The sequence below is a fragment of the Epilithonimonas sp. genome, from assembly GCF_032054305.1.
GTDB lineage: Bacteria > Bacteroidota > Bacteroidia > Flavobacteriales > Weeksellaceae > Epilithonimonas.
In genome coordinates, this window is sequence record NZ_DAMBSX010000006.1 from 410,627 (window position 1) to 430,226 (window position 19,600).

The following is a 19,600-nucleotide window of genomic DNA, read 5'->3' on the forward strand; positions in this document are numbered from 1 at the left end:
AGTTAAAGTATTTTTTAATACGAAACCCATCCTAAAGGATCTACTGGATTTTCGCCACTCCAAATCTGGAAATCCAGGGTGATAGATTCATCAAAATCACTGCCAACTTCACCAATAAGCGTTCCTGCAGAGACTTGCTGATTAGCTTTCACCAATGTTGTGGCCAAATTAGAATAAACAGTGAAATAATTACCATGTTTCACTACCACTGTACGGCTACCATTGATAGCTTGTATGCTTGATACCACGCCGGGAAAAACACATCGTGCTTTTGTTCCTGGGGCAACAGCGATTTTTATTCCAATGTTATCTTCAACAATATTTTTAAAGATAGGATGTGGCTGGCGTCCGAAACGGTGGGTAACGCTTCCTTTTTCTACAGGAAATGATATTCTGCCTTTATTGTCTGCAAAATTACTACCGACTGTGGATCCAACGCCATAGCTTTTCATAACCTTTTTCTCAGCTTCATCTTTGGCATCTTCATTCTTCTTGTTGATTGCCGCTTCATTGGCTTTTGCGGCAACAACTTTGTCATTTGCAAGTTTTGCCCTTTCCGCAGCTTCTCTGGTTGCTTTTTCTGCCGCCGCTTTTCTTTCTGCCGCTTTATTGGTCTCAGCTAATTTTTTTTCTTCTTCAAGTTTTTTAGCGGCCAGGTCATTTGCCTTTTTCAGTTCGGCTTCAGCTCTTTTTCTTTCCGCTTCAGCATCGGCCAGTTTTTTTCTATTTTCTGCCTCTATTCTTTCTTTCTCTTTTTTAGCAGCTATGTCGGCCAATCTTTTTCTTTCCGCTTCAGCTTTTCTTTCCGCTTCCTCTTTCGCTTTTGCAAGTCTAATCTCTTCGGCAATAATATTTCTGATCTGGCGCTCAAGATCTTTTGATTGTACTTGTTTCTGCTTTATTTCTGCGGTTAGTTTGGCTTCGTTCTTTTTGAATTCATTTAAGAGATCCTGCTTTTGTTTTCTTTCTATCTCTATGGTGGCAAGGTCTTTTTTCTGAGAGAGCAAAAGATTTTCCTTTTCAGAAACTGATTTTTTCTTCAAAGCAATGTTCTTCTTTATTTCATTCGCTTTATTGGATATCTCCGCAGCTTTTTTGTCTTGGTATTCAGAGTATCTTTTAAGATATTCTATCCTGCTAAGAGCTTCTCCCATATTTCTGGAAGATAGTATGAAAGTAACTTTGTTTTGAACACCTTTTGTTTTGTAGGCTTTTACAAGGATCTCAGCATAGTTTTTTCTGAGAACTTCCAATTCACGGTTGTTTTTATTGATCTCTAATTGACGTTTGTATATGTCGTCCTCAATGAATCTCTTTTCTTTTTGAGTATTATTATAGACTTTTTCCCGAAGGGTAAGTTTTTGGTTTACAGCATTGAGATAGGATATGGAAAGTTTGGATTCTTGCTTGGTCTGATTTAATGTAGCATTAAGGGAAGAAATCTGTTTCTTCAGGTCCGCATTTTGTTTTTGCAAAACCTCTTTGTCTTTTTGTCCAAACGCACTTCCGAAAAGGATGATACTTATAAGTAAGCTTAATTTCTTAATCATTTGATCTCTGTCTTTTTGTAATTGGCAGGAACGGAATAAGTAGTTTCCATTCGGGAAAAGTCAAATTTCGTATTTTCTAGTAATATTTCGTCTGTTTTGTTTGCTTTTATAATTATTTTAACACTTTTCGGAAAGCTTTCATTATTGAGGATTTCTCTGTTAGAATAAGTTATTTCCAGCTGGTCATTGTTTCTTATATTAGTTAATAAAACATGATTTAGATTAAGATCTTTATCATAATCCAGAGAAATATTATATTCTGTGGTTTTCCCGTTTTCTGTGATTTTTTGAATCTCTTTTGAAGATAGATTGAAGCCTTGAACATTTTGGGTTAATTTATAATTCTCATCTGAAACCGGGAGAAAGGTTTTCCCTAAAAGTAGATTTTGTAATGAATTATAATCGATGAAATTAACATTCAGGAGTTTGTTCAGATAACCGAAATCAGAATCGATGTATGTTTTGTCCAATTTGTAATAGCCTTTCACACCTTCGGGAGTTGCCACACCTCTGGCCGCTTGAAGAATGACTGCGGTTAAATTCATCCAGATCTTTTGTCCGTTTTCAACATAGATCACTGCATCAAGCGTCGGAATGAAAGAGCCTGTTCTTGCATCAATTTTACTATTGATTTTAACAGCATCAAAAGTGGACTTTTTTCCGATTGCAGAGAAAAATTGAGCATTGTTTTCAATTGGTTTTGTTGTACTTACGGGAAGGTTTTCCGTTTGTTTTTTCTGAACACTGCAAGAGGTTATTAACAATGCCGAAAATATGGTTAAAATATATGGTTTCATAAATTCTTTTAGGGTAAGGTAACAATATTAACGCCAAAAAAGGGCTTATATTTTCAGATTGGTATCTAAAAAAAACTTTGTCAAAATTCGAAACCTTGACAAAGCTAATATGTTATTAAATCAAATTTAATCTTTTGAAAGGAAATCAAGAACAGAATAATCTCCCAAGGAGATCTCTCTCGCTACGCCGAAATATTTTGCAGAATTTCCAATCATAGAATTGCTCAGATTTCCATGGTCGATAATCGTATTTTCCTGTATCAGAGAATTATCGATATTGGAATTGATAACAACCGTGTTTTTTCCAATAGAAACATTGGGTCCTATTCTGGAATTGGTCAATTTCACATTTTCACCAATGAAACAAGGCGGTATGATCATACAGTTTTCGATAACGGCAGAGTCTGGATATTTTGACATGCATTCTTTCTCGTATTCCAGAATTTTGCTATTGGTTTCAACTGTTGCATTTTTATTTCCGCAGTCCATCCAGTCATCCACTTTCCCAAGAGAGAATTTGGCGCCTTTTGCTCGAAGGTTCTCCAAAGCTGTCGTTAATTGATATTCTCCACCTTCAGTAATGTCATTGTCCATTATATAGTCGATTTCTGCCATTAATTTCTCGGCGGAATTGAAATAATAGATTCCAATAATTGCAAGGTCGGAAACAAATTCTTTTGGCTTTTCTACAAAATCTGTGATGAATCCATAATCATCCAATTTCACAACACCGAAAGCAGATGGGTCTTCTACTTTTTTTACCCAGATCACACCGTCAGCATTGGTGTCAAGATGAAAATCTGCGCGGAATAATGTGTCTGCAAATGCAATAATTACCGGTCCACTCATGCTTTCTCTTGCACAGTTTATTGCGTGAGCCGTTCCCAAAGGTTCATTCTGTGTATAAATACTTCCTTTTGCTCCAAGATTTTCAGCTACTTTTATCAATGACGCTTCTACTTCTGGTCCAAAATCGCCAATAATGAAAGCGATTTCTTCTATAGGTTCATTAGCTACTTTTGCAATGTCTTCTACCAGTCTCTGTACGATTGGTTTTCCGGCAATTGGGATGAGTGGCTTTGGTACTGTCAGTGTATGTGGTCTTAGTCTCGAACCACGACCCGCCATAGGAACTATTATCTTCATAAATTTGTTGTTGATTTTTTTGCTATTAATTGATTAATAGATAGTTTGAGTGTTATTTTATTCCTATTTTATTAAGGAGTTTCTGAGGGACCAGTTTCTCCTTTCTTAATAAAATTGTTGCCAAAAGTATAAATATAACATTACCCAACCAAATGTTTTCTTTTAAATATTGATAACACACCAGTGATGCCAGCATTGTGATAAGAATGACGATCAGGTTCTTGTAAATATTGTAAGGTACAGGATATTTGTAGTGACCCCAAACATAGGATATGATCATCATAGCAAAATAACTGGCAATCGTTGCCCAAGTTGATGCCCAATAACCATATTTCGGAATAAAATAAAAATTAATGATTATGGTTATCAAAACGCCAATTCCGGAAATGTAAGCTCCAATAATTGTTTTGTCCGTCAATTTATACCAGATTGAAAGGTTGAGATAAATTCCCAAAAATAAACTGGCGAAGAATAAAATCGGAAGGATTCTAATGCCTTCATAATATTCCGGATTATTGATGTAAACTTTCGCAATCCAATCTAGATTTACAGATAAAAACAAAACAATAAGGCAATTGATAGCAATGAAAATATCCATCAGTTTCACATACATTTCCTTTGCATTGTCTTTCTTAGAATTACTGAAAAAGAAAGGTTCAATTCCCAATGAATAAGCTTGTCTGAACAAAATAACAAAAGTTACAACCTTCGCGACGCCGCCGTAAACACCTAATTCATGACGTGCGATGTCTTCCGGCAATAAAAATTTAAGAAACTGTCTGTCAAAGGTTTCGTTGATAATTCCAGCCAAACCTGCAATGGTAATCGGCCATGAATATTTTATCATCTTTTTCCAAAGTTCCCAAGAGAAATGTTTTATTCTTGCGATTAATAATTCCTGCGATAACATTAGAAAAGTAATTGCACTTGCAACCAAATTCGCTACAAAAACATAACCGATTCCAAACTCCGGACTATATTTTAAACCGAAAAGTCCATCTGGATATTTTGGAAGGATGATAATGAAAAATACAACTAAAAGGAAATTGATAATGCCATTTGTGATTCTGATTCCTGCATATTTCAAAGGTCTTTCATTTTTCCTCAGCATTACAAAAGGCATTGCACAAAAAGCATCTAAAGCTAAAGTAACTGTTAAGATTGCCAATAAGTCAACTTGGTCTGGAGTTTTGAAAGCATCTGCCAATGGCTGTCTATAAAATAATGTGAAAATTAAATAAACTAAAGTCACTGCCAAAACACTGAAAAATGAAGTCGAAATCAGTTTTCTGTCATCTTTTTCATCCAGAGCAAAACGAAAGAAAGTCGTTTCCATTCCGTGTGTCAAAAGCACAGCAATTACACCGGCTACAGAATAAAAATCGGCGAAAGGAGAATATGCTGTAGGTCCAAAAGTTCTCGTAATAATTGGGTTGATAACGAATGGGAAAAGTCTGATAATCACAGTCGTTAATCCATAAAGAGCGGTTTGTCCGAGAAGTTTCTTCATTTTGATTTCAGTTCGAAAATTTTTGCAAAATTAATTGATTCTGTCAAAATCCAATTTTATTTCTTCGGTTTGTTGGTCATATAGAAAGTCAGTTTTCCACCATTCATAATATCCTGATGTTTGATCGTGAAATCTTTGATAGTTTTTCCATTCAGTTCAATTTTATCGATGTAAACATTTTTATCAGACTGGTTTTTAGCTTCGATTTCAAATGATTTTCCGTTTTCAAGATTCAATGTCGCATTCTTCACACTTGGACTTCCAATTTGATATTCATCAGAACCTGGCGAAACAGGATAGAATCCTAAACTGCTGAAAATATACCAAGCACTCATTTGTCCGCAATCATCATTTCCTCCCAATCCGTCAGGTTTTGCTTTGTATTGCATTGTTAGGATTTTTCGGATTTGAGCCTGAGTTTTCCAAGGTTGTCCTGCAAAATTATAAAGATAAGCGACGTGATGCGCCGGTTCGTTTCCGTGAACATAACCACCGATGATTCCTTCTCTAGTAATGTCTTCTGTATCGGCAAAAAATTCATCAGGCAAATGCATTGTGAACAATTGGTCAAGATTGTCTCCGAATTTCTTTTTTCCGCCCATTGCATCAATCAAACCATCCGGATTGTGAGGAACGAAGAAACTGTAATTCCAAGAATTACCTTCGATAAAACCTTGTCCGTGCGTGCTCATCAAATCAAATTCTTTTTTGAAACTGCCGTCAGATAATCTAGGTCTCATAAAACCAATTGATTTATCGAAGACATTTTTCCAGTTTTCGGAACGTTTCAGATATTCATTATATATATCGTTTTTGCCTAATTTCTTAGCGATTTGTGCGATGGCCCAATCGTCGTAAGCGTATTCCAAAGTATTGGAAACCGATGTTCCATTTTTCTCCGCAGAGATGTAACCTTTGTCGATATATTCGCCGATACTTTCGTAATTTCTTTTATTGGAAGTCGCGATACAAGCCTTCAAAGCTTCCTCCGGATTTCCGGTGTAAGTGCCTTTGACAATCGCATCCGCAATCAAAGAAACCGAATGATAACCACTCATACACCAGTTTTCATTGGCATAATGCGACCAAACCGGCAACATTTTCAAACTGAATTGGTCATAATGCGCCATCATCGATTTTACCATATCATTGTTCCGTTTTGGCTGAATAATATTGAAAAACGGATGCAAAGCACGATAAGTATCCCAAAGTGAAAACGTCGTATAATTCGTAAAATCTTTGGCCTGATGAACATTTTGGTCGAGACCTTTATATTCTCCATTGCTATCCATATAAGTTGTCGGATTGATGAAAGTGTGATACATCGCCGTGTAAAAATTCACTTTGTCATCTTCGGAAATTGTATTGATAACAATTTTATTAAGCTCTTTGTTCCAATGATTTTGAGCCTGATTTTTTACATTTTCAAAATTCCAATCAGGAGTTTCTTTTTGTAAATTCTCCAAAGCATTGGCTTGACTAACAGGCGAAATCGCAAATTTGATTTTAATTTTTTCATTTTCCTGAGTGTCGAAATCAAAATGCATTCTGATTTTCTTTCCTGCAATCTCAGGGAAATTTTCATCCTGATTCCATTTTCTCCAAAAACCTCGGTAAGCCTGTTTGGTGTCAAAATTTTTCTGACCATAAGATTTGAAAGGCTTGGAAAATTCCATCGCAAAATAAACCGTTCTCGTTCTCGCCCAGCCGTTGGTTTGTCTGTAACCAGTGATTCGGTGGTCGTTTTCAATTCTCACATAAGTCCAAATATTTTTGTCGTCATAATTATAAATGCCCGACATCAAATCCAAAATAATATGCGCATCATCAGATTTTGGAAATGTGTATTGATGAAATCCGACTCTTGTTGTTGCCGTTAATTCAGCTAAAATATTAGAATCATCGAGTTTAACTCTATAATACCCAGCTTCTGCTTTTTCATTCTGGTGAGAAAATTTGGAACGGAATCCACTTTCTGGATTTTGTGCAGTTCCAGGATTTAATTTTAATTTTCCGACTGTCGGCATTATCAAAAAATCTCCCAAATCCGAATGTCCAGTTCCGCTGAAATGCGTGTGCGAAAATCCGACAATCGTTTTGTCTTCATAACGATAACCGGCGCAATATTTATAAACATCAGGATTGTATTTTCCTTTGACTTCGTAGGACAAAGTGTCGGTTTCAGGACTCAATTGAACAGCTCCAAAAGGAACAGTCGCACCAGGAAACGTGTGTCCCATTTTTTCAGTTCCGATAATTGGATTGACGAACTTGACTAAGTTTTCTAATTTCTGAGAACTGAATAATGAAGCTAATAAAACAGGCAGAATTAAAATGAATTTTCTTGGAAACATTCTTTGGAATTTTGAAGCAATTTAATCAAATAAAATTTCAAACACTTAAGTCACTTAAGAATAAGAAAATTATAAATTAAAATGAAGTTCACGTAAGATGAAAATCTTTGATTTGTTCAGACTAAATTGTTCTTTATCAAAATTATTTTTGAAACTTTATTATTAAACTACAATACTAACAAACCAAAAACTTGAGTAATCGTTTTCAAAAACTTAATTTTGCTTCTATATATGGAAGTAAAATGAAAATCCTAATAAAAAATGCCCAAATCGTCAATGAAGGAAAGATTATTCAAAGCGATATTCTCATCGAAAACGATTTGATTTCCAAAATAGAACCCAATATTTCTGAAGAAGCTGACCAAACTATTGATGCTTCGGGAAAATATTTGTTGCCCGGAGTTATCGATGACCAGGTACATTTTCGTGAGCCGGGTTTGACGTGGAAAGGTGACATCGAAACGGAATCACGTTCTGCAATCGCAGGTGGAACCACAAGTTTTATCGAACAGCCGAATACAGTCCCCAACGCCGTAACACAGGAATTATTGTCGGATAAATATGAAATCGCTTCTCAAAAATCTTTCGCCAATTACGGTTTTATGATGGGCGGTACGAATGACAATCTCGATGAAGTTTTAAAAACAAACCCTAGGAATGTCCCGGGAATCAAATTATTTTTAGGTTCATCAACAGGAAATATGTTGGTTGACAATCCTGAAACCTTAGAAAATATTTTCAGCAATACCAAAATGCTGATTGCCGTTCATTGCGAAGATGAAGCGACGATTAGAGAAAATACTCAGAAATATTTAGATGAATATGGTGAAGATATTCCGGTGAAATTCCACCATTTAATCAGAAGCGAAGAAGCTTGTTATAAATCGTCTTCAAAAGCGGTGGAGTTGGCGAAAAAAACTGGGGCGAGACTTCACGTTTTCCATTTGTCAACAGCGATTGAAACGGAACTTTTTAGAAATGATATTCCATTAAAAGACAAAAAAATTACGGCGGAAGTCTGCGTTCATCATTTGACTTTTACCAACGAAGATTACGACACGAAAGGCGGTTTAATCAAATGGAATCCTGCCGTAAAAACGCAAAAAAATAAAGACGGACTTTGGGAAGCACTTTTGGATGACAGAATCGATGTGATTGCAACCGACCACGCTCCTCACACTTGGGAGGAAAAACAGAATGTTTATACGAAATGTCCTTCCGGAGCGCCTTTGGTTCAGCATTCTTTGGTTGTGATGCTTGAAAATTATAAGAACGGGAAAATTTCTTTGGAAAGAATAGTTGAAAAAATGGCGCACAATCCTGCAATTTTATTCAGAATTGAAAAAAGAGGTTTCATCCGAGAAGGTTACAAAGCGGATTTGGTTTTGGTTGATTTAAATCAAAACTGGACAGTTGAGAAAGAAAACATTCTTTACAAATGTGGTTGGAGTCCGTTGGAAGGAACAGAATTTCATTCTAAAGTAACCCACACTTTTGTCAACGGAAATCCGGTTTATGAGAATGGAAAAATCAATGAAGAAAAATTCGGAGAGCGTTTGCTTTTTGAGGTTGAAGAATAAATCAGAAAAGACTGCAAATCTTGCAGTCTTCTTGTTTTTAATCTCTCGCAGATTTAGCGAATTTCGCAGATGTTGAAGTTGACAAATCTGCTTTATCAGCTAAATCTGCTAGAGAAAACTTCTAACAATTAATTAAAATCAAGCAATCACAATACTCTCAATCCCTTTTTCCAAAGCAGTTTCCTGAAGATGCGGAAGACCCAAACCTTCTGCTCGGAAAACACTCACATCCGTAACTCCGATAAAGCCTAAAACACTTTTCAGATAAGGAACTACAAAATCATAAGACTGATAATCACCTTCAGAAAAAACAGAACCACTCGCAACTGCGATATAAGCTTTTTTGTTTTTTACCAAGCCTTCAAAACCGTTTTCAGAATACCGAAAAGTCATTCCGCCACGGGCAATGTGGTCGATATATGCTTTCAAGGCAGACGGAATTCCGAAATTGTAAATCGGAACCGAAATCACAATAATATCCGAAGCTTGTAATTGTGCAATCGCATCATCAGAACGTTTTACCGCTTCATTTTGCTCTGGAGTTCTATTCTCTGCCGGAATAAACCAAGAATCTACCTGTTCTTCGCCCAAATGTGGAAATGGCGTTTTTAACAAATCCAAAGTCGTAATCGAGTGTTCCGGATAAGCTTCCTGCAATCTTTCCTCAATAGCATTTCCTAATGTTCTGCTTGCCGAACCATTCGTTCTCGGACTTGAAATAATGTGAAGTATGTTTTTCATCTTATTTTAATGATTAAAATTTCTTCAGCAAAATTATGTACATTTGCTTATCAAAAGTAAGTAGTGAACAAAAGGTTAGTAGTAACCTTTTTATTAGCAGTTTTAAATTTTAATCTTATGGAAAGCGAAGTAGAAGTTTGTAAAGCAGGCTGCAAAATCACTTGTGGCGAAAATCTCGCAGCTGTGGAGGACGCATTATACGTGATTTCAGGAAAATGGAAACTTAAAATCATCATCGTTCTACAGGAAATGGGAAATATCCGTTTCAACGAATTGCAAAGATTGATTCTCGGAATTTCCGCAAGAGTTTTGTCTAACGAACTGAAAGATTTGGAACTGAATGGTTTCGTCAAAAGAGTAGTGCACGCCGAGCAAACGCCGGTTGTGGTAGAATATATTTCCACAGATTACAGCAGAACGCTGAAAACTGTGATTATGTCACTTTCCGATTGGGGCAGAACGCATAAAAAAAACATCAGGGAAGATGTTTTTGAAAGTAAATAAAATCTCGCAGATTCAGCAAATTACGCAGATAATTAAAAATCTGCTTCATCAGCTCAATCTGCGAGAGAATAATTTATACTTAATTAAACGACTGCCGAAATTCCAAAGGCGACAAACTCGTTTTCTTTTTGAAAAGCGTAGAAAATGATTGCGAATGCTCAAATCCCAGTTCATAAGCAATCTCACTTACCGATAGTTCCGTTGTAGAAAGTTTTTCTTTCGCTTTGCTAATCAACTTTTCGTGGATATGTTGCTGAGTATTTTGTCCGGCGTGAACGCGCAAAAGGTCACTCAAATAATTCGGAGAAAGATTCATCGCTTCGGCAATTTGATGAACGGTCAATAATCCTTTTTCAGAAGACTCTTTATCAAAATAATGATTTAGAAAAGTTTCAAATTTTGTCAAAATCTGATGATTTCCACTTTTTCTGGTAATGAATTGTCTTTCATAAAAACGCTTCGAATAATTCAGCAACAATTCAATTTGCGACAAAATAATTTCCTGAGTATGCTGGTCGATATGCTCACATTCTTTATCAATTTTATTCAGAATTTCAAGCAGGTTATTTTCCTCATCTTCAGATAGATGCAACGCTTCATTCACAGCGTAAGAGAAAAATCCGTACGACGAAATTGTATTCGCTAAAGAATGTTTCAGCAGAAAATCCTCGTGAAAAATCAAAAGATAACCCGTATTTTCACAATCCATCGTCTTCAAATCCAGATATTGTACCTGATTTGGCGCCGTAAAACTCAGCACACCTTTGTCATAATCGTAATGCTGCTGGCCGTATTTTATTTTTCCGGTTGCATTCCGTTTCAATGCAACGCAGTAATATCGGCTCACAAAACCCTTCCACACATCATCTTCAATGAAAACACTTTCCGAAAGATTCACAACACTCACCATCGGATGCTTCGGTTCCGGAAGCGAAAGCAACCTGTGAAAAGCCGAAATAGATTTTATCGTGTTCATAATTTGAAATTCTAAATATTAAAGGTAATTATTATTTGACTCCGTCGAACCACTTTGTTAGGTTTGGGCGCCTTAATCCGTCTGTAATTTATCTTGAGCTTGTCGAAGGGCTCCCGCTTTTTTGCTCCACTTTGTTCCGCAAAAAGAGCTCCGTTCAAGCCGGGGCGCAATCGTATTGCGTTTTAATTTAACCACAAAAGAAACAAAAGATATTTGTTTTCTAATTTTAGACAATCAAAGCACTCAAAAGAATAAAAATTAAAGATTTTTAAAAACTTATATGTTCTTTTTTTTAGTTTAAAAGTAAACTTAATAAAGATTTAGAAAAACTTTTGTGCCTTTTGTGGTTAATAAAATTCGTGTATTCGTGGCTAATTAATAATCCAAAAGTCCCATTCCAAACTCATCATAAGTCGCTCCAGTATCCGTTCCCAAAGGTACAATACTTTCCAGCTTCTCAATGTCAGATTCGCTCAGTTGGATAGTTGCCGCTTCAATATTCTGCTCAAGATATTTTCTGCGTTTCGTCCCCGGAATCGGAATAATTCCTTTGCTGATAATCCACGCCAAAGCCAATTGAGAAGACGTGATTTCTTTTTCTTTCGCCATATTTTCAATTGCTTCTACCAACTCAATATTCTTATGGAAATGTGCCTCTTGAAAACGCGGAATTCCTCTTCGGAAATCATTTTCCGGCAAATCGTCAATTGTTTTGATGTTTCCTGATAAAAATCCTCTTCCAAGCGGAGAATACGCTACAAAACCAATTCCTAAATCATTCAAAGTTTTAATCACGCCTTTTTCTTCAACTGTTCTTTCAAACAAAGAATATTCACTTTGAACTGCAGAAATAGGATGAACTGCGTGCGCTCTTTTCACTGTTTCCGAACCAACCTCCGACAAACCAATATAACCGATTTTTCCTTCTTTTACTAAATCGCTCATCGCTCCAACCGTTTCTTCAATCGGAACATTTTTATCGAGACGATGCATATAATAAAGGTCGATGTAATCTGTTTTTAGATTTTTCAACGAACGTTCGACAGATTTTTTCACATAATCTTTGCTTCCGTTGATTTTCCAAGTTACTTGCTCGTTGTCATCAATTTCCCATCCGAATTTTGTGGCAATAATGTATTGGTCACGATTTTCCTCAATTGCTTTTGCAATCAATTGTTCATTTTTGAAAGGTCCGTACAAATCTGCAGTGTCGAGAAAATTCCCACCCAATTCCAAAGAACGATGAATAGTTGCAATAGCTTCTTTTTCATCTGTTTTGCCATACATATCTGCATCGCCAAAACCTGTCATTCCCATACATCCCAAACCGATATTCGGGATAATTAATCCTTGATTTCCTAATTTTACTTGATTCAATTTCATATCGTTAAATTTATTGATACAAAATTCCGTAGAAATCAAAAATTGGATGTATGCAAAATGACGAATGTTGTATGAGAATTACTGATGTTAATTAAATGACTTCCGGAACTCCAAAGGCGAAATATCAGTTTTAGCTTTAAACAATTTGCTGAAAGACTGAGAATGTTCAAAGCCTAATTCATAAGCAATCTCACTTACAGAAAGTTCTGTTGTAGAAAGCTTTTCTTTAGCTTTTTCAATCAGCTTTTCGTGAATGTGTTGTTGCGTGGTTTGTCCAGTCAGAGATTTTAACAAGCTTCCTAGATAATTAGTTGAAATATTCAGAGATTCGGCAACATAATTTGCAGTTGGTAAACCTTTGTTGATGACATCATTTTTGAAATAATCATCCAAAATATTTTCTAATTTATCCAAAACCTGATGATTGCTCTTTTTTCTGGTAATAAATTGTCTTTGATAAAATCTTTCACAGTAATTCAGAATCACTTCGATTTGAGAAATGATGATATTCTGAGTGAATTCATCAATTCCCGACTGATATTCTTTTTCAATTCCTTTAAAAAGTCCAATTAACGTTTCCTCTTCTTTTTCAGAAAGAAACAAAGCTTCATTCACATCATAACCGAAAAATTTATAATTGTGAATGGTCTTTGCCAAAGGTGTATTCCAGATAAAATCGGGATGAAACGCCAATAAATAACCAGAAGGTTTCGTGTCATATTTATCGATAATCATTTTAACCAATTGCCTAGGCGCAATGAAGCACATCAAACCGCCATCAAAATCATACTGGCTTTGTCCATAATGCAATTTTCCCTGGATATCGCGCTTGAATCCCATAAAATACAAATCCTGAACCCAGCTGATTTCAGATTCCTTGATTTGATATTCCACCTGGCTGTAATCCACCAGACTAATCATCGGATGTTGAGGTTGAGACAATCCGCAAATCCTGTGAAATTCCGCAACGGTATCAATCGTATATAATTTTCTGTTAGTCATAACCTGAAGAATTAAAGGCAACAATCCGGAAACTGTTGCCTTACAAAGTTAGTAATCTGTTGAAATACTTAATGTTTTGAAATCAGAAATTTCATTTTGAAGTGTGCTTAACTTGTTGTTCGCCATTTGAAAAGCATCGGAACCTAAAACCAGATGAACCGGTGGATTTTCCATTGCTGCTAATTCTAGCAACGCCACCGCTGCTTTTTCAGGACTTCCGGGTTGATTCCCATTAATGTCTTTTTCGTGCGCTTCTTGAAGTTGTCTCGCAGTAGTGTAGGCATCGATTTCATTTTCAGGTGTGCGAAGTGAGCCGCCTGTCAGGAAATCAGTTCTGAAATATCCGGGATAAATAACTGTTGCATTCACTCCAAATTCTTTTACTTCTGCAGCCAAAGCTTCGGTAAATCCAACAACGGCAAATTTGGTTGCACAATAAACTCCCCAACCTGCAAATTCTCCTGATAATCCGCCAATCGAGGCGATATTAAAAATCGAACCACTTTTTTGTGCTCTGAAATAAGGCATTGATTTTCTAATGACATTCAAAGAACCAAAGACATTGGTGTCAAAATTTTGACGACTTTCTTTATCTGTCAATTCTTCCAAAGTTCCCAATTGTCCGTAACCTGCGTTATTTACGATAATATCTATCTTCCCAAATTTTTCAATCGTTTCTGAAATGGCTTCTGAAACAGAATTTTCATTTACCAAATCAACTTCTAATGGAATGAAAGTTGAGCTTTCTTCGCTGATGACTTTCTGTAATTCTGATACATTTCTTGAGGTCGCTGCTACAGAATAACCTTCAGCCAATAATTTTTTTACTAATGTTAAACCTAAACCTTTTGATGCGCCTGTCACGAACCATACTTTTTTTGTACTCATTTTTGATTGTTTTTAATTGATTAATTATTATAATGCAAAGTTGAGCAAGAATGAAATCCTGCGTGTGACCGAATCAAAGATTGTTGTAGCCAAAACAAATGTGGTACAATTTTTACGATTGTATTTTGAACATAACTTTTGTTAATTTTCTTTAGGAAATAAAAATATAAATTTACCACAAGCACAAATCCTTAATTTTTAATTATGAATTTATATACACAACCAATGTTGCGTGAAGACGCACTAAAAGATAAAGTTGCTATCGTTACAGGTGGCGGAAGTGGTCTTGGAAAGGCAATGACCAAATATTTTCTTCAACTCGGTGCAAAAGTCGTTATCACTTCCAGAAACTTAGAAAAACTGCAAGGAACAGCAAAAGAACTGGAAGAAGAAACTGGTGGAAAAGTACTTTGTGTTGCTTGTGATGTAAGAAATTGGGAAGAAGTAGAAGCGATGAAAGAAGCAGCTTTGAAAGCATTCGGAAGAATTGATATTTTGTTGAACAATGCTGCTGGAAATTTCATTTCGCCTACGGAACGTTTGACACATTCCGCTTTTGATTCTATTTTAGACATCGTTTTAAAAGGAACTAAGAACTGTACTTTGTCCATTGGTAAATATTGGATTGATAACAAAATTCCGGGAACTGTTCTTAATATTGTGACAACTTATGCCTGGACGGGTTCGGCTTACGTTGTACCGTCGGCTTGTGCAAAAGCGGGCGTTCTGGCAATGACAAGAAGTCTGGCTGTAGAATGGGCAAAATATGGCATCCGTTTCAATGCCATTGCACCAGGACCATTTCCAACAAAAGGAGCGTGGGATAGATTATTACCAGGAGATTTGCAGGAGAAATTTGATATGCGGAAAAAAGTGCCACTCAGAAGAGTTGGCGAACATCAGGAATTGGCGAATTTGGCTGCTTACCTCGTTTCAGAGTATTCCGCTTATATGAACGGTGAAGTGGTAACTATTGATGGTGGCGAATGGCTTCAAGGTGCTGGCGAATTCAATATGCTGGAAGATATTCCGCAGGAGATGTGGGATATGCTTGAGGCGATGATAAAGGCGAAGAAGTCTAATTAATATAGATTACTGAATTACTAAAATAGAATTGAGAAGTTATTAATATTTAAACAAATAGCTTCTCGACCGCAAACTAATAGCTTCTCGTTGATTGATGAGAAGCTACTCATTGATTAAAACCTAGTGTGTCTTCATCTGATAGTATACTATGTTTTTTTTTGCTGCTAATAGATTATTTATTGGATGTAACAAGTTTTGGATTTAATTGACTAATTTTATTTTAACAATAAATCTTACCATTAATGAAATTCAAACTTCCGCATTTGATTTCTGCTGTAGCGATATTTGCTTTTGTCGGCAATTCTTACGCTCAGGAATCTCCAAAGTATGATTATACAGAAGCTTTCAAACCATTTTTCTATCCTCAGACCGGAACTGAAACCCGTTCTGCCAGCGGACAGCCGGGACATAAATATTGGCAGAACTCCACCGATTATCAACTAAATGTCAGTCTTAATGAATCTAACAATGAATTAACAGGTTCAGCAGAAATTACTTATACCAATAACAGTCCGGACCAGCTGGGTTTTCTTTGGTTACAACTCGACCAAAATCTTTTTGCTAAAGATTCCAGGGGTAATACTGTAGTTCCATTATCAGGAAGTAGAAACGGTGCTCACGGCGAGACTTTTGATGGTGGTTATAAAATCAAATCGGTAAAATACGACGGGAAAGATGTAAAATATACCATTACTGACACCAGAATGCAGATTGACCTTCCAAGTGATTTGAAAGCGAACGGAGGCGTTGCAAAATTGAAAATAGAATATTCTTTCCTTTCTCCGAAATACGGTTCGGACAGAATGGGAGTTGAAGATACCAAGAATGGGAAAATCTTCACAATGGCGCAATGGTATCCGAGAATGTGTGTGTATGATGACGTGATGGGTTGGAATACACTTCCTTATCTTGGAGCTTCAGAATTCTATTTGGAATACGGAACTTTGTCAGCTAATATTACGGTTCCGGCTAATCATTACGTTGTAGCTTCGGGAGAATTATTGAACGAAAAAGAAGTGTACTCCAAAGAAGAAATCAATCGTTGGAATGACGCAAGAAAAAGTGAAAAAACTGTAATGATTCACTCGGAATCAGAAATAGGAAAAGGAAACAATTCAGGAACCAAAACCTGGAAATTCAAAATAGAAAAAGCAAGAGATTTCGCCTGGGCATCATCAGCTGCTTTCATTATAGATGCGGCGAAAATTAACCTTCCAAATGGAAAAAAATCATTGGCAATCTCGGCTTATCCTGTAGAAAGTGCCGGTAATGCTGCATGGGGACGCTCAACCGAATATACAAAAGCTGCCATTGAACATTACTCCGGAAAATGGTTTGAATATCCTTATCAAGCTGCAACCAATGTTGCCGGAAACGAAGGCGGAATGGAATATCCGGGAATTGTTTTCTGCCACAGAAATTCAAAAGGTGCAGAGCTTTGGGACGTAACGGACCACGAGTTTGGTCACACCTGGTTTCCAATGATTGTTGGTTCCAATGAGAGAGTTTTTGCATGGATGGATGAGGGTTTTAATACATTTATTAATGAACTTTCTACTGAAGCTTTCAACAAAGGCGAATATTACCACAAACAAGATATAAGCAAAATTGGACCGTTCGTTCAGAGTGATAACTTTGAGCAGATTATGGTTGGGCCGGATAATATGAAGGAAAGAAGCATTGGTGTTCTGGCTTATTTCAAACCAGGCGTTGGATTGGGAATATTGAGAGAAACGATTCTTGGCCCTGAAAAATTTGATAAAGCCTTTAAAACTTATGTTCACAGATGGGCGTTCAAACATCCGACACCTTGGGATTTTTTCCACACAATGGAAAATGTTTCCGGCGAAGAGCTGAACTGGTTCTGGAGAGGCTGGTTTATGAACAAATGGAAAGTTGACCAGGCTGTGAAAAATGTAAAACCTGTGAATGGCGATTTCAAAAACGGAACTCAAATCACAGTGGAGAATATTGGACAATTACCAATGCCAACAACGGTTCTTGTAACTTTCAAAGACGGAACTACACAAACTGTGAAATTACCGGTTGAAGTTTGGAAACGTAACATAGAATGGACTTTCCAAATAGATACTACAAAAGAAGTAACCAATGTAAAATTGGACCCGCAATCCATTGTCCCGGATATCAATCCTAAGAATAATGCTTGGCCTAATTAATGCCTTCATATATATAAAAGATAAAAAAAACGCTCAGATATAGATATTGGAGCGTTTTTTATATTTATAATCAGCGGATAAGAAATCTATCATCTATCCGTCTATTATCTTTAAGTCTATTTCAAACAAACCATCTCAGTCACTTCCACATCATAACCGGAAAGAATAGGTTTGATGTTAGGATTCTGAGTAATCACTTTAAATTTATTAATTCCGAGGTCTTTCAAAATCTGAGTTCCGATTCCATAATCACGGAAGTTAGGTGCAATTGTCGGTTGTTCGCTTGTCCCATCTTGGTAATTCAGGAAATGCTTGATTCTGCTCAACGTATTCTCTTTGTTAGAAACATTATTGATGAAAACCACAGCGCCTTTTCCTTCAGTATTGATGAGGTCGGTGATTTGTTGCATCAACGGATGCTCACCATTCGACAATCTGCTGAAAACATCAAAATAAGTTCCCGTTGATTGTACTCTCACTAGTACAGATTCATCTGCAGACCAAGTTCCCTTAGTCAAGGCATAATGGATTTGTTCAGTCGGTTTTTCTTCAAACACATAGAATTTGAAATCGCCATAATGCGTTTTGATATCACGTTCTTCAATTCTTTCCACAAGGTCGCCTTGCCTCATTCTATAATTGATAAGGTCTTCGATAGAAACAACTTTCAAGTCGTGTTTTTCTCCGAATTTCAAAAGATCGGGTAATCTCGACATACTTCCATCTTCATTCAGGATTTCGCAGATGACGCCACCTTCTTTCAAACCGGCTAATCTTGTCAAATCAATTGCGGCTTCTGTATGTCCGGCTCTTTTCAGAACTCCACCTTCTCGCGCACGAAGTGGAAAAATGTGTCCAGGTCTCATCAGATCACCAGGTTTAGTTTCCGGGTCCATAATTGCCTGGATGGTCTTTGCACGATCACTTGCAGAGATTCCTGTTGTAGCTCCTTTTCCAAGAAGATCCACGGAAATAGTAAATGCTGTTTCTTTCGGGTCTGTAGAATTCGCCACCATAGAATGAAGTTCCAGTTCGTCGCATCTTTTTTCGGTAAGTGGCATACAAATCAAACCTCTTGCATGTGTCACCATAAAGTTCACTATTTCAGGCGTAGTCAGTTCAGCAGCAGCCAGGAGATCACCTTCGTTTTCACGGTCTTGGTCATCTACCACTATAACCATTTTCCCGTTTTTGAGGTCTTCGACAGCTTCTTCTATTGTATTAAGTTGGAATTTATCCATTATTTCTAAAAATTTTTGCAAAGATACTTATTTAGAACCTAAATAAAGATTGTAATAATCCATTAAAAATATGCAAAAAAGATATTTTCAAAATTTAGGATTTATCCAAGTAGAGATATGAGATATTTTTAATCTAACTCAGGTATAATATATACAGTTTATGAAATATAATCATTACATTCTGTTTTTTATATATCAAGGCTTCTTACCTTTGGTGAAACTCAATTTATATTTGCAGAACTGATGAACTTGTCATTGGTTATGATAATTTCTTTTTCAATCGGGGATTACACTTTAATGCTCATCTTATATTATAGATAACTTTTATTTTCATTAAATAAACTTTCTATGGCTAAATGCTTACCTTTATATATATATATTATAAGATATCAAACACTTTCCCTGTTCTATATTAAAAGATGCAATCATAGAATTACTATTATTAAATCTATTTAACATAATGTGGATAACTTTAGTGTTTCTAATATAATGTTGTTTTTCAGTGTGTTAATTAATACAGTTTTACACAATTGTAAACTTATTGTTAATTACATTTGGAAACAGTCTGTATTTCGCCCTACATTTGCAAAACCAAAACGAGAGAATTGGTAGCGCAGGAGTTCGGTTGGGTGTTTGATTTGTTTGGATGGGGTCTTTCGGGACTT

At 36.3% G+C, this 19,600-nt stretch carries 15 protein-coding genes; 4 read left to right on the plus strand and 11 right to left on the minus strand.

The genetic code is table 11. The features are described from left to right. Window positions 1-14: 14 nt before the first annotated feature. From RTX21_RS15365 to RTX21_RS15385, 5 genes are all read right to left on the minus strand, one after another. Window positions 15-1,550, minus strand: a complete 1,536-nt coding sequence (locus tag RTX21_RS15365) for a peptidoglycan DD-metalloendopeptidase family protein (RefSeq protein WP_312768949.1) — start codon at window positions 1,548-1,550, stop codon at window positions 15-17. Then, the gene (locus RTX21_RS15370; protein ID WP_312768951.1) at window positions 1,547-2,347 is read right to left on the minus strand and encodes a DUF4292 domain-containing protein; all 801 of its coding nucleotides are present in this window, start codon (window positions 2,345-2,347) and stop codon (window positions 1,547-1,549) included. The genes RTX21_RS15365 and RTX21_RS15370 overlap by 4 nt, the downstream gene beginning before the upstream one ends. A 126-nt stretch (window positions 2,348-2,473) precedes the next feature. Next, entirely contained in the window at window positions 2,474-3,493 is a 1,020-nt protein-coding gene (locus RTX21_RS15375; protein ID WP_312768952.1) for a sugar phosphate nucleotidyltransferase, read from the minus strand. Window positions 3,494-3,545: 52 nt separating this feature from the next. Then, window positions 3,546-5,003 carry an oligosaccharide flippase family protein gene (locus tag RTX21_RS15380; RefSeq protein ID WP_312768953.1) on the minus strand — a complete coding sequence of 486 codons (1,458 nt, stop codon included), beginning with the start codon at window positions 5,001-5,003 and terminating at the stop codon, window positions 3,546-3,548. 56 nt (window positions 5,004-5,059) lie between these two features. Beyond that, a complete protein-coding gene (locus RTX21_RS15385; protein ID WP_312768954.1) occupies window positions 5,060-7,357 on the minus strand; it encodes a GH92 family glycosyl hydrolase in 2,298 nt (765 codons plus the stop codon). Between the two features lie 242 nt (window positions 7,358-7,599). Here RTX21_RS15385 and RTX21_RS15390 point away from each other — a divergent pair, with 242 nt between their 5' ends. Continuing rightward, entirely contained in the window at window positions 7,600-8,937 is a 1,338-nt protein-coding gene (locus RTX21_RS15390) for a dihydroorotase (RefSeq protein ID WP_312768955.1), read from the plus strand. 138 nt (window positions 8,938-9,075) lie between these two features. On the opposite strand, the gene RTX21_RS15395 is transcribed toward RTX21_RS15390, so the two are convergent. Beyond that, window positions 9,076-9,678, minus strand: coding sequence for an FMN-dependent NADH-azoreductase (locus RTX21_RS15395; protein ID WP_312768956.1), 603 nt, complete (start codon window positions 9,676-9,678; stop codon window positions 9,076-9,078). 117 nt (window positions 9,679-9,795) lie between these two features. On the opposite strand from RTX21_RS15395, the gene RTX21_RS15400 reads away from it, so the two are divergent. Further along, window positions 9,796-10,182: a helix-turn-helix domain-containing protein gene (locus RTX21_RS15400; protein WP_312768958.1), complete on the plus strand. Its 387-nt coding sequence runs from the start codon at window positions 9,796-9,798 to the stop codon at window positions 10,180-10,182. A 79-nt stretch (window positions 10,183-10,261) separates the two neighbouring features. Here the strand turns inward: RTX21_RS15400 and RTX21_RS15405 are convergent, their stop codons facing one another. The 4 genes from RTX21_RS15405 to RTX21_RS15420 form a co-directional block, all read right to left on the minus strand. Further along, a complete protein-coding gene (locus RTX21_RS15405) occupies window positions 10,262-11,158 on the minus strand; it encodes a helix-turn-helix transcriptional regulator (protein ID WP_312768960.1) in 897 nt (298 codons plus the stop codon). Between the two features lie 375 nt (window positions 11,159-11,533). Beyond that, complete coding sequence (locus tag RTX21_RS15410) at window positions 11,534-12,541, minus strand: aldo/keto reductase (RefSeq protein ID WP_312768962.1); 1,008 nt, start codon at window positions 12,539-12,541, stop codon at window positions 11,534-11,536. Between the two features lie 87 nt (window positions 12,542-12,628). Further along, window positions 12,629-13,543 carry a helix-turn-helix transcriptional regulator gene (locus RTX21_RS15415; protein ID WP_312768963.1) on the minus strand — a complete coding sequence of 305 codons (915 nt, stop codon included), beginning with the start codon at window positions 13,541-13,543 and terminating at the stop codon, window positions 12,629-12,631. Window positions 13,544-13,591: 48 nt separating this feature from the next. After that, a complete protein-coding gene (locus RTX21_RS15420; protein ID WP_312768964.1) occupies window positions 13,592-14,431 on the minus strand; it encodes an SDR family oxidoreductase in 840 nt (279 codons plus the stop codon). A 204-nt stretch (window positions 14,432-14,635) separates the two neighbouring features. On the opposite strand from RTX21_RS15420, the gene RTX21_RS15425 reads away from it, so the two are divergent. Both RTX21_RS15425 and RTX21_RS15430 read left to right on the plus strand, forming a co-directional pair. Continuing rightward, on the plus strand, window positions 14,636-15,517 hold the full coding sequence (locus tag RTX21_RS15425) for an SDR family oxidoreductase (protein ID WP_312768965.1): 882 nt from the start codon (window positions 14,636-14,638) through the stop codon (window positions 15,515-15,517). A 242-nt stretch (window positions 15,518-15,759) separates the two neighbouring features. Further along, the gene (locus RTX21_RS15430; RefSeq protein WP_312768967.1) at window positions 15,760-17,694 is read left to right on the plus strand and encodes a M1 family aminopeptidase; all 1,935 of its coding nucleotides are present in this window, start codon (window positions 15,760-15,762) and stop codon (window positions 17,692-17,694) included. Window positions 17,695-17,810: 116 nt separating this feature from the next. On the opposite strand, the gene ribB is transcribed toward RTX21_RS15430, so the two are convergent. Next, window positions 17,811-18,935: a 3,4-dihydroxy-2-butanone-4-phosphate synthase gene (gene ribB / locus RTX21_RS15435; RefSeq protein WP_312768969.1), complete on the minus strand. Its 1,125-nt coding sequence runs from the start codon at window positions 18,933-18,935 to the stop codon at window positions 17,811-17,813. Window positions 18,936-19,600: the final 665 nt, after the last annotated feature.

Bases quoted from the DNA above. Each gene is read 5' to 3' on its own strand.
- RTX21_RS15365 (WP_312768949.1), bottom strand. From the start codon at position 1,550: ATGATTAAGAAATTAAGCTTACTTATAAGTATCATCCTTTTCGGAAGT.
- RTX21_RS15370 (WP_312768951.1), bottom strand. From the start codon at position 2,347: ATGAAACCATATATTTTAACCATATTTTCGGCATTGTTAATAACCTCT.
- RTX21_RS15375 (WP_312768952.1), bottom strand. From the start codon at position 3,493: ATGAAGATAATAGTTCCTATGGCGGGTCGTGGTTCGAGACTAAGACCA.
- RTX21_RS15380 (WP_312768953.1), bottom strand. From the start codon at position 5,003: ATGAAGAAACTTCTCGGACAAACCGCTCTTTATGGATTAACGACTGTG.
- RTX21_RS15385 (WP_312768954.1), bottom strand. From the start codon at position 7,357: ATGTTTCCAAGAAAATTCATTTTAATTCTGCCTGTTTTATTAGCTTCA.
- RTX21_RS15390 (WP_312768955.1), top strand. From the start codon at position 7,600: ATGAAAATCCTAATAAAAAATGCCCAAATCGTCAATGAAGGAAAGATT.
- RTX21_RS15395 (WP_312768956.1), bottom strand. From the start codon at position 9,678: ATGAAAAACATACTTCACATTATTTCAAGTCCGAGAACGAATGGTTCG.
- RTX21_RS15400 (WP_312768958.1), top strand. From the start codon at position 9,796: ATGGAAAGCGAAGTAGAAGTTTGTAAAGCAGGCTGCAAAATCACTTGT.
- RTX21_RS15405 (WP_312768960.1), bottom strand. From the start codon at position 11,158: ATGAACACGATAAAATCTATTTCGGCTTTTCACAGGTTGCTTTCGCTT.
- RTX21_RS15410 (WP_312768962.1), bottom strand. From the start codon at position 12,541: ATGAAATTGAATCAAGTAAAATTAGGAAATCAAGGATTAATTATCCCG.
- RTX21_RS15415 (WP_312768963.1), bottom strand. From the start codon at position 13,543: ATGACTAACAGAAAATTATATACGATTGATACCGTTGCGGAATTTCAC.
- RTX21_RS15420 (WP_312768964.1), bottom strand. From the start codon at position 14,431: ATGAGTACAAAAAAAGTATGGTTCGTGACAGGCGCATCAAAAGGTTTA.
- RTX21_RS15425 (WP_312768965.1), top strand. From the start codon at position 14,636: ATGAATTTATATACACAACCAATGTTGCGTGAAGACGCACTAAAAGAT.
- RTX21_RS15430 (WP_312768967.1), top strand. From the start codon at position 15,760: ATGAAATTCAAACTTCCGCATTTGATTTCTGCTGTAGCGATATTTGCT.
- ribB (WP_312768969.1), bottom strand. From the start codon at position 18,935: ATGGATAAATTCCAACTTAATACAATAGAAGAAGCTGTCGAAGACCTC.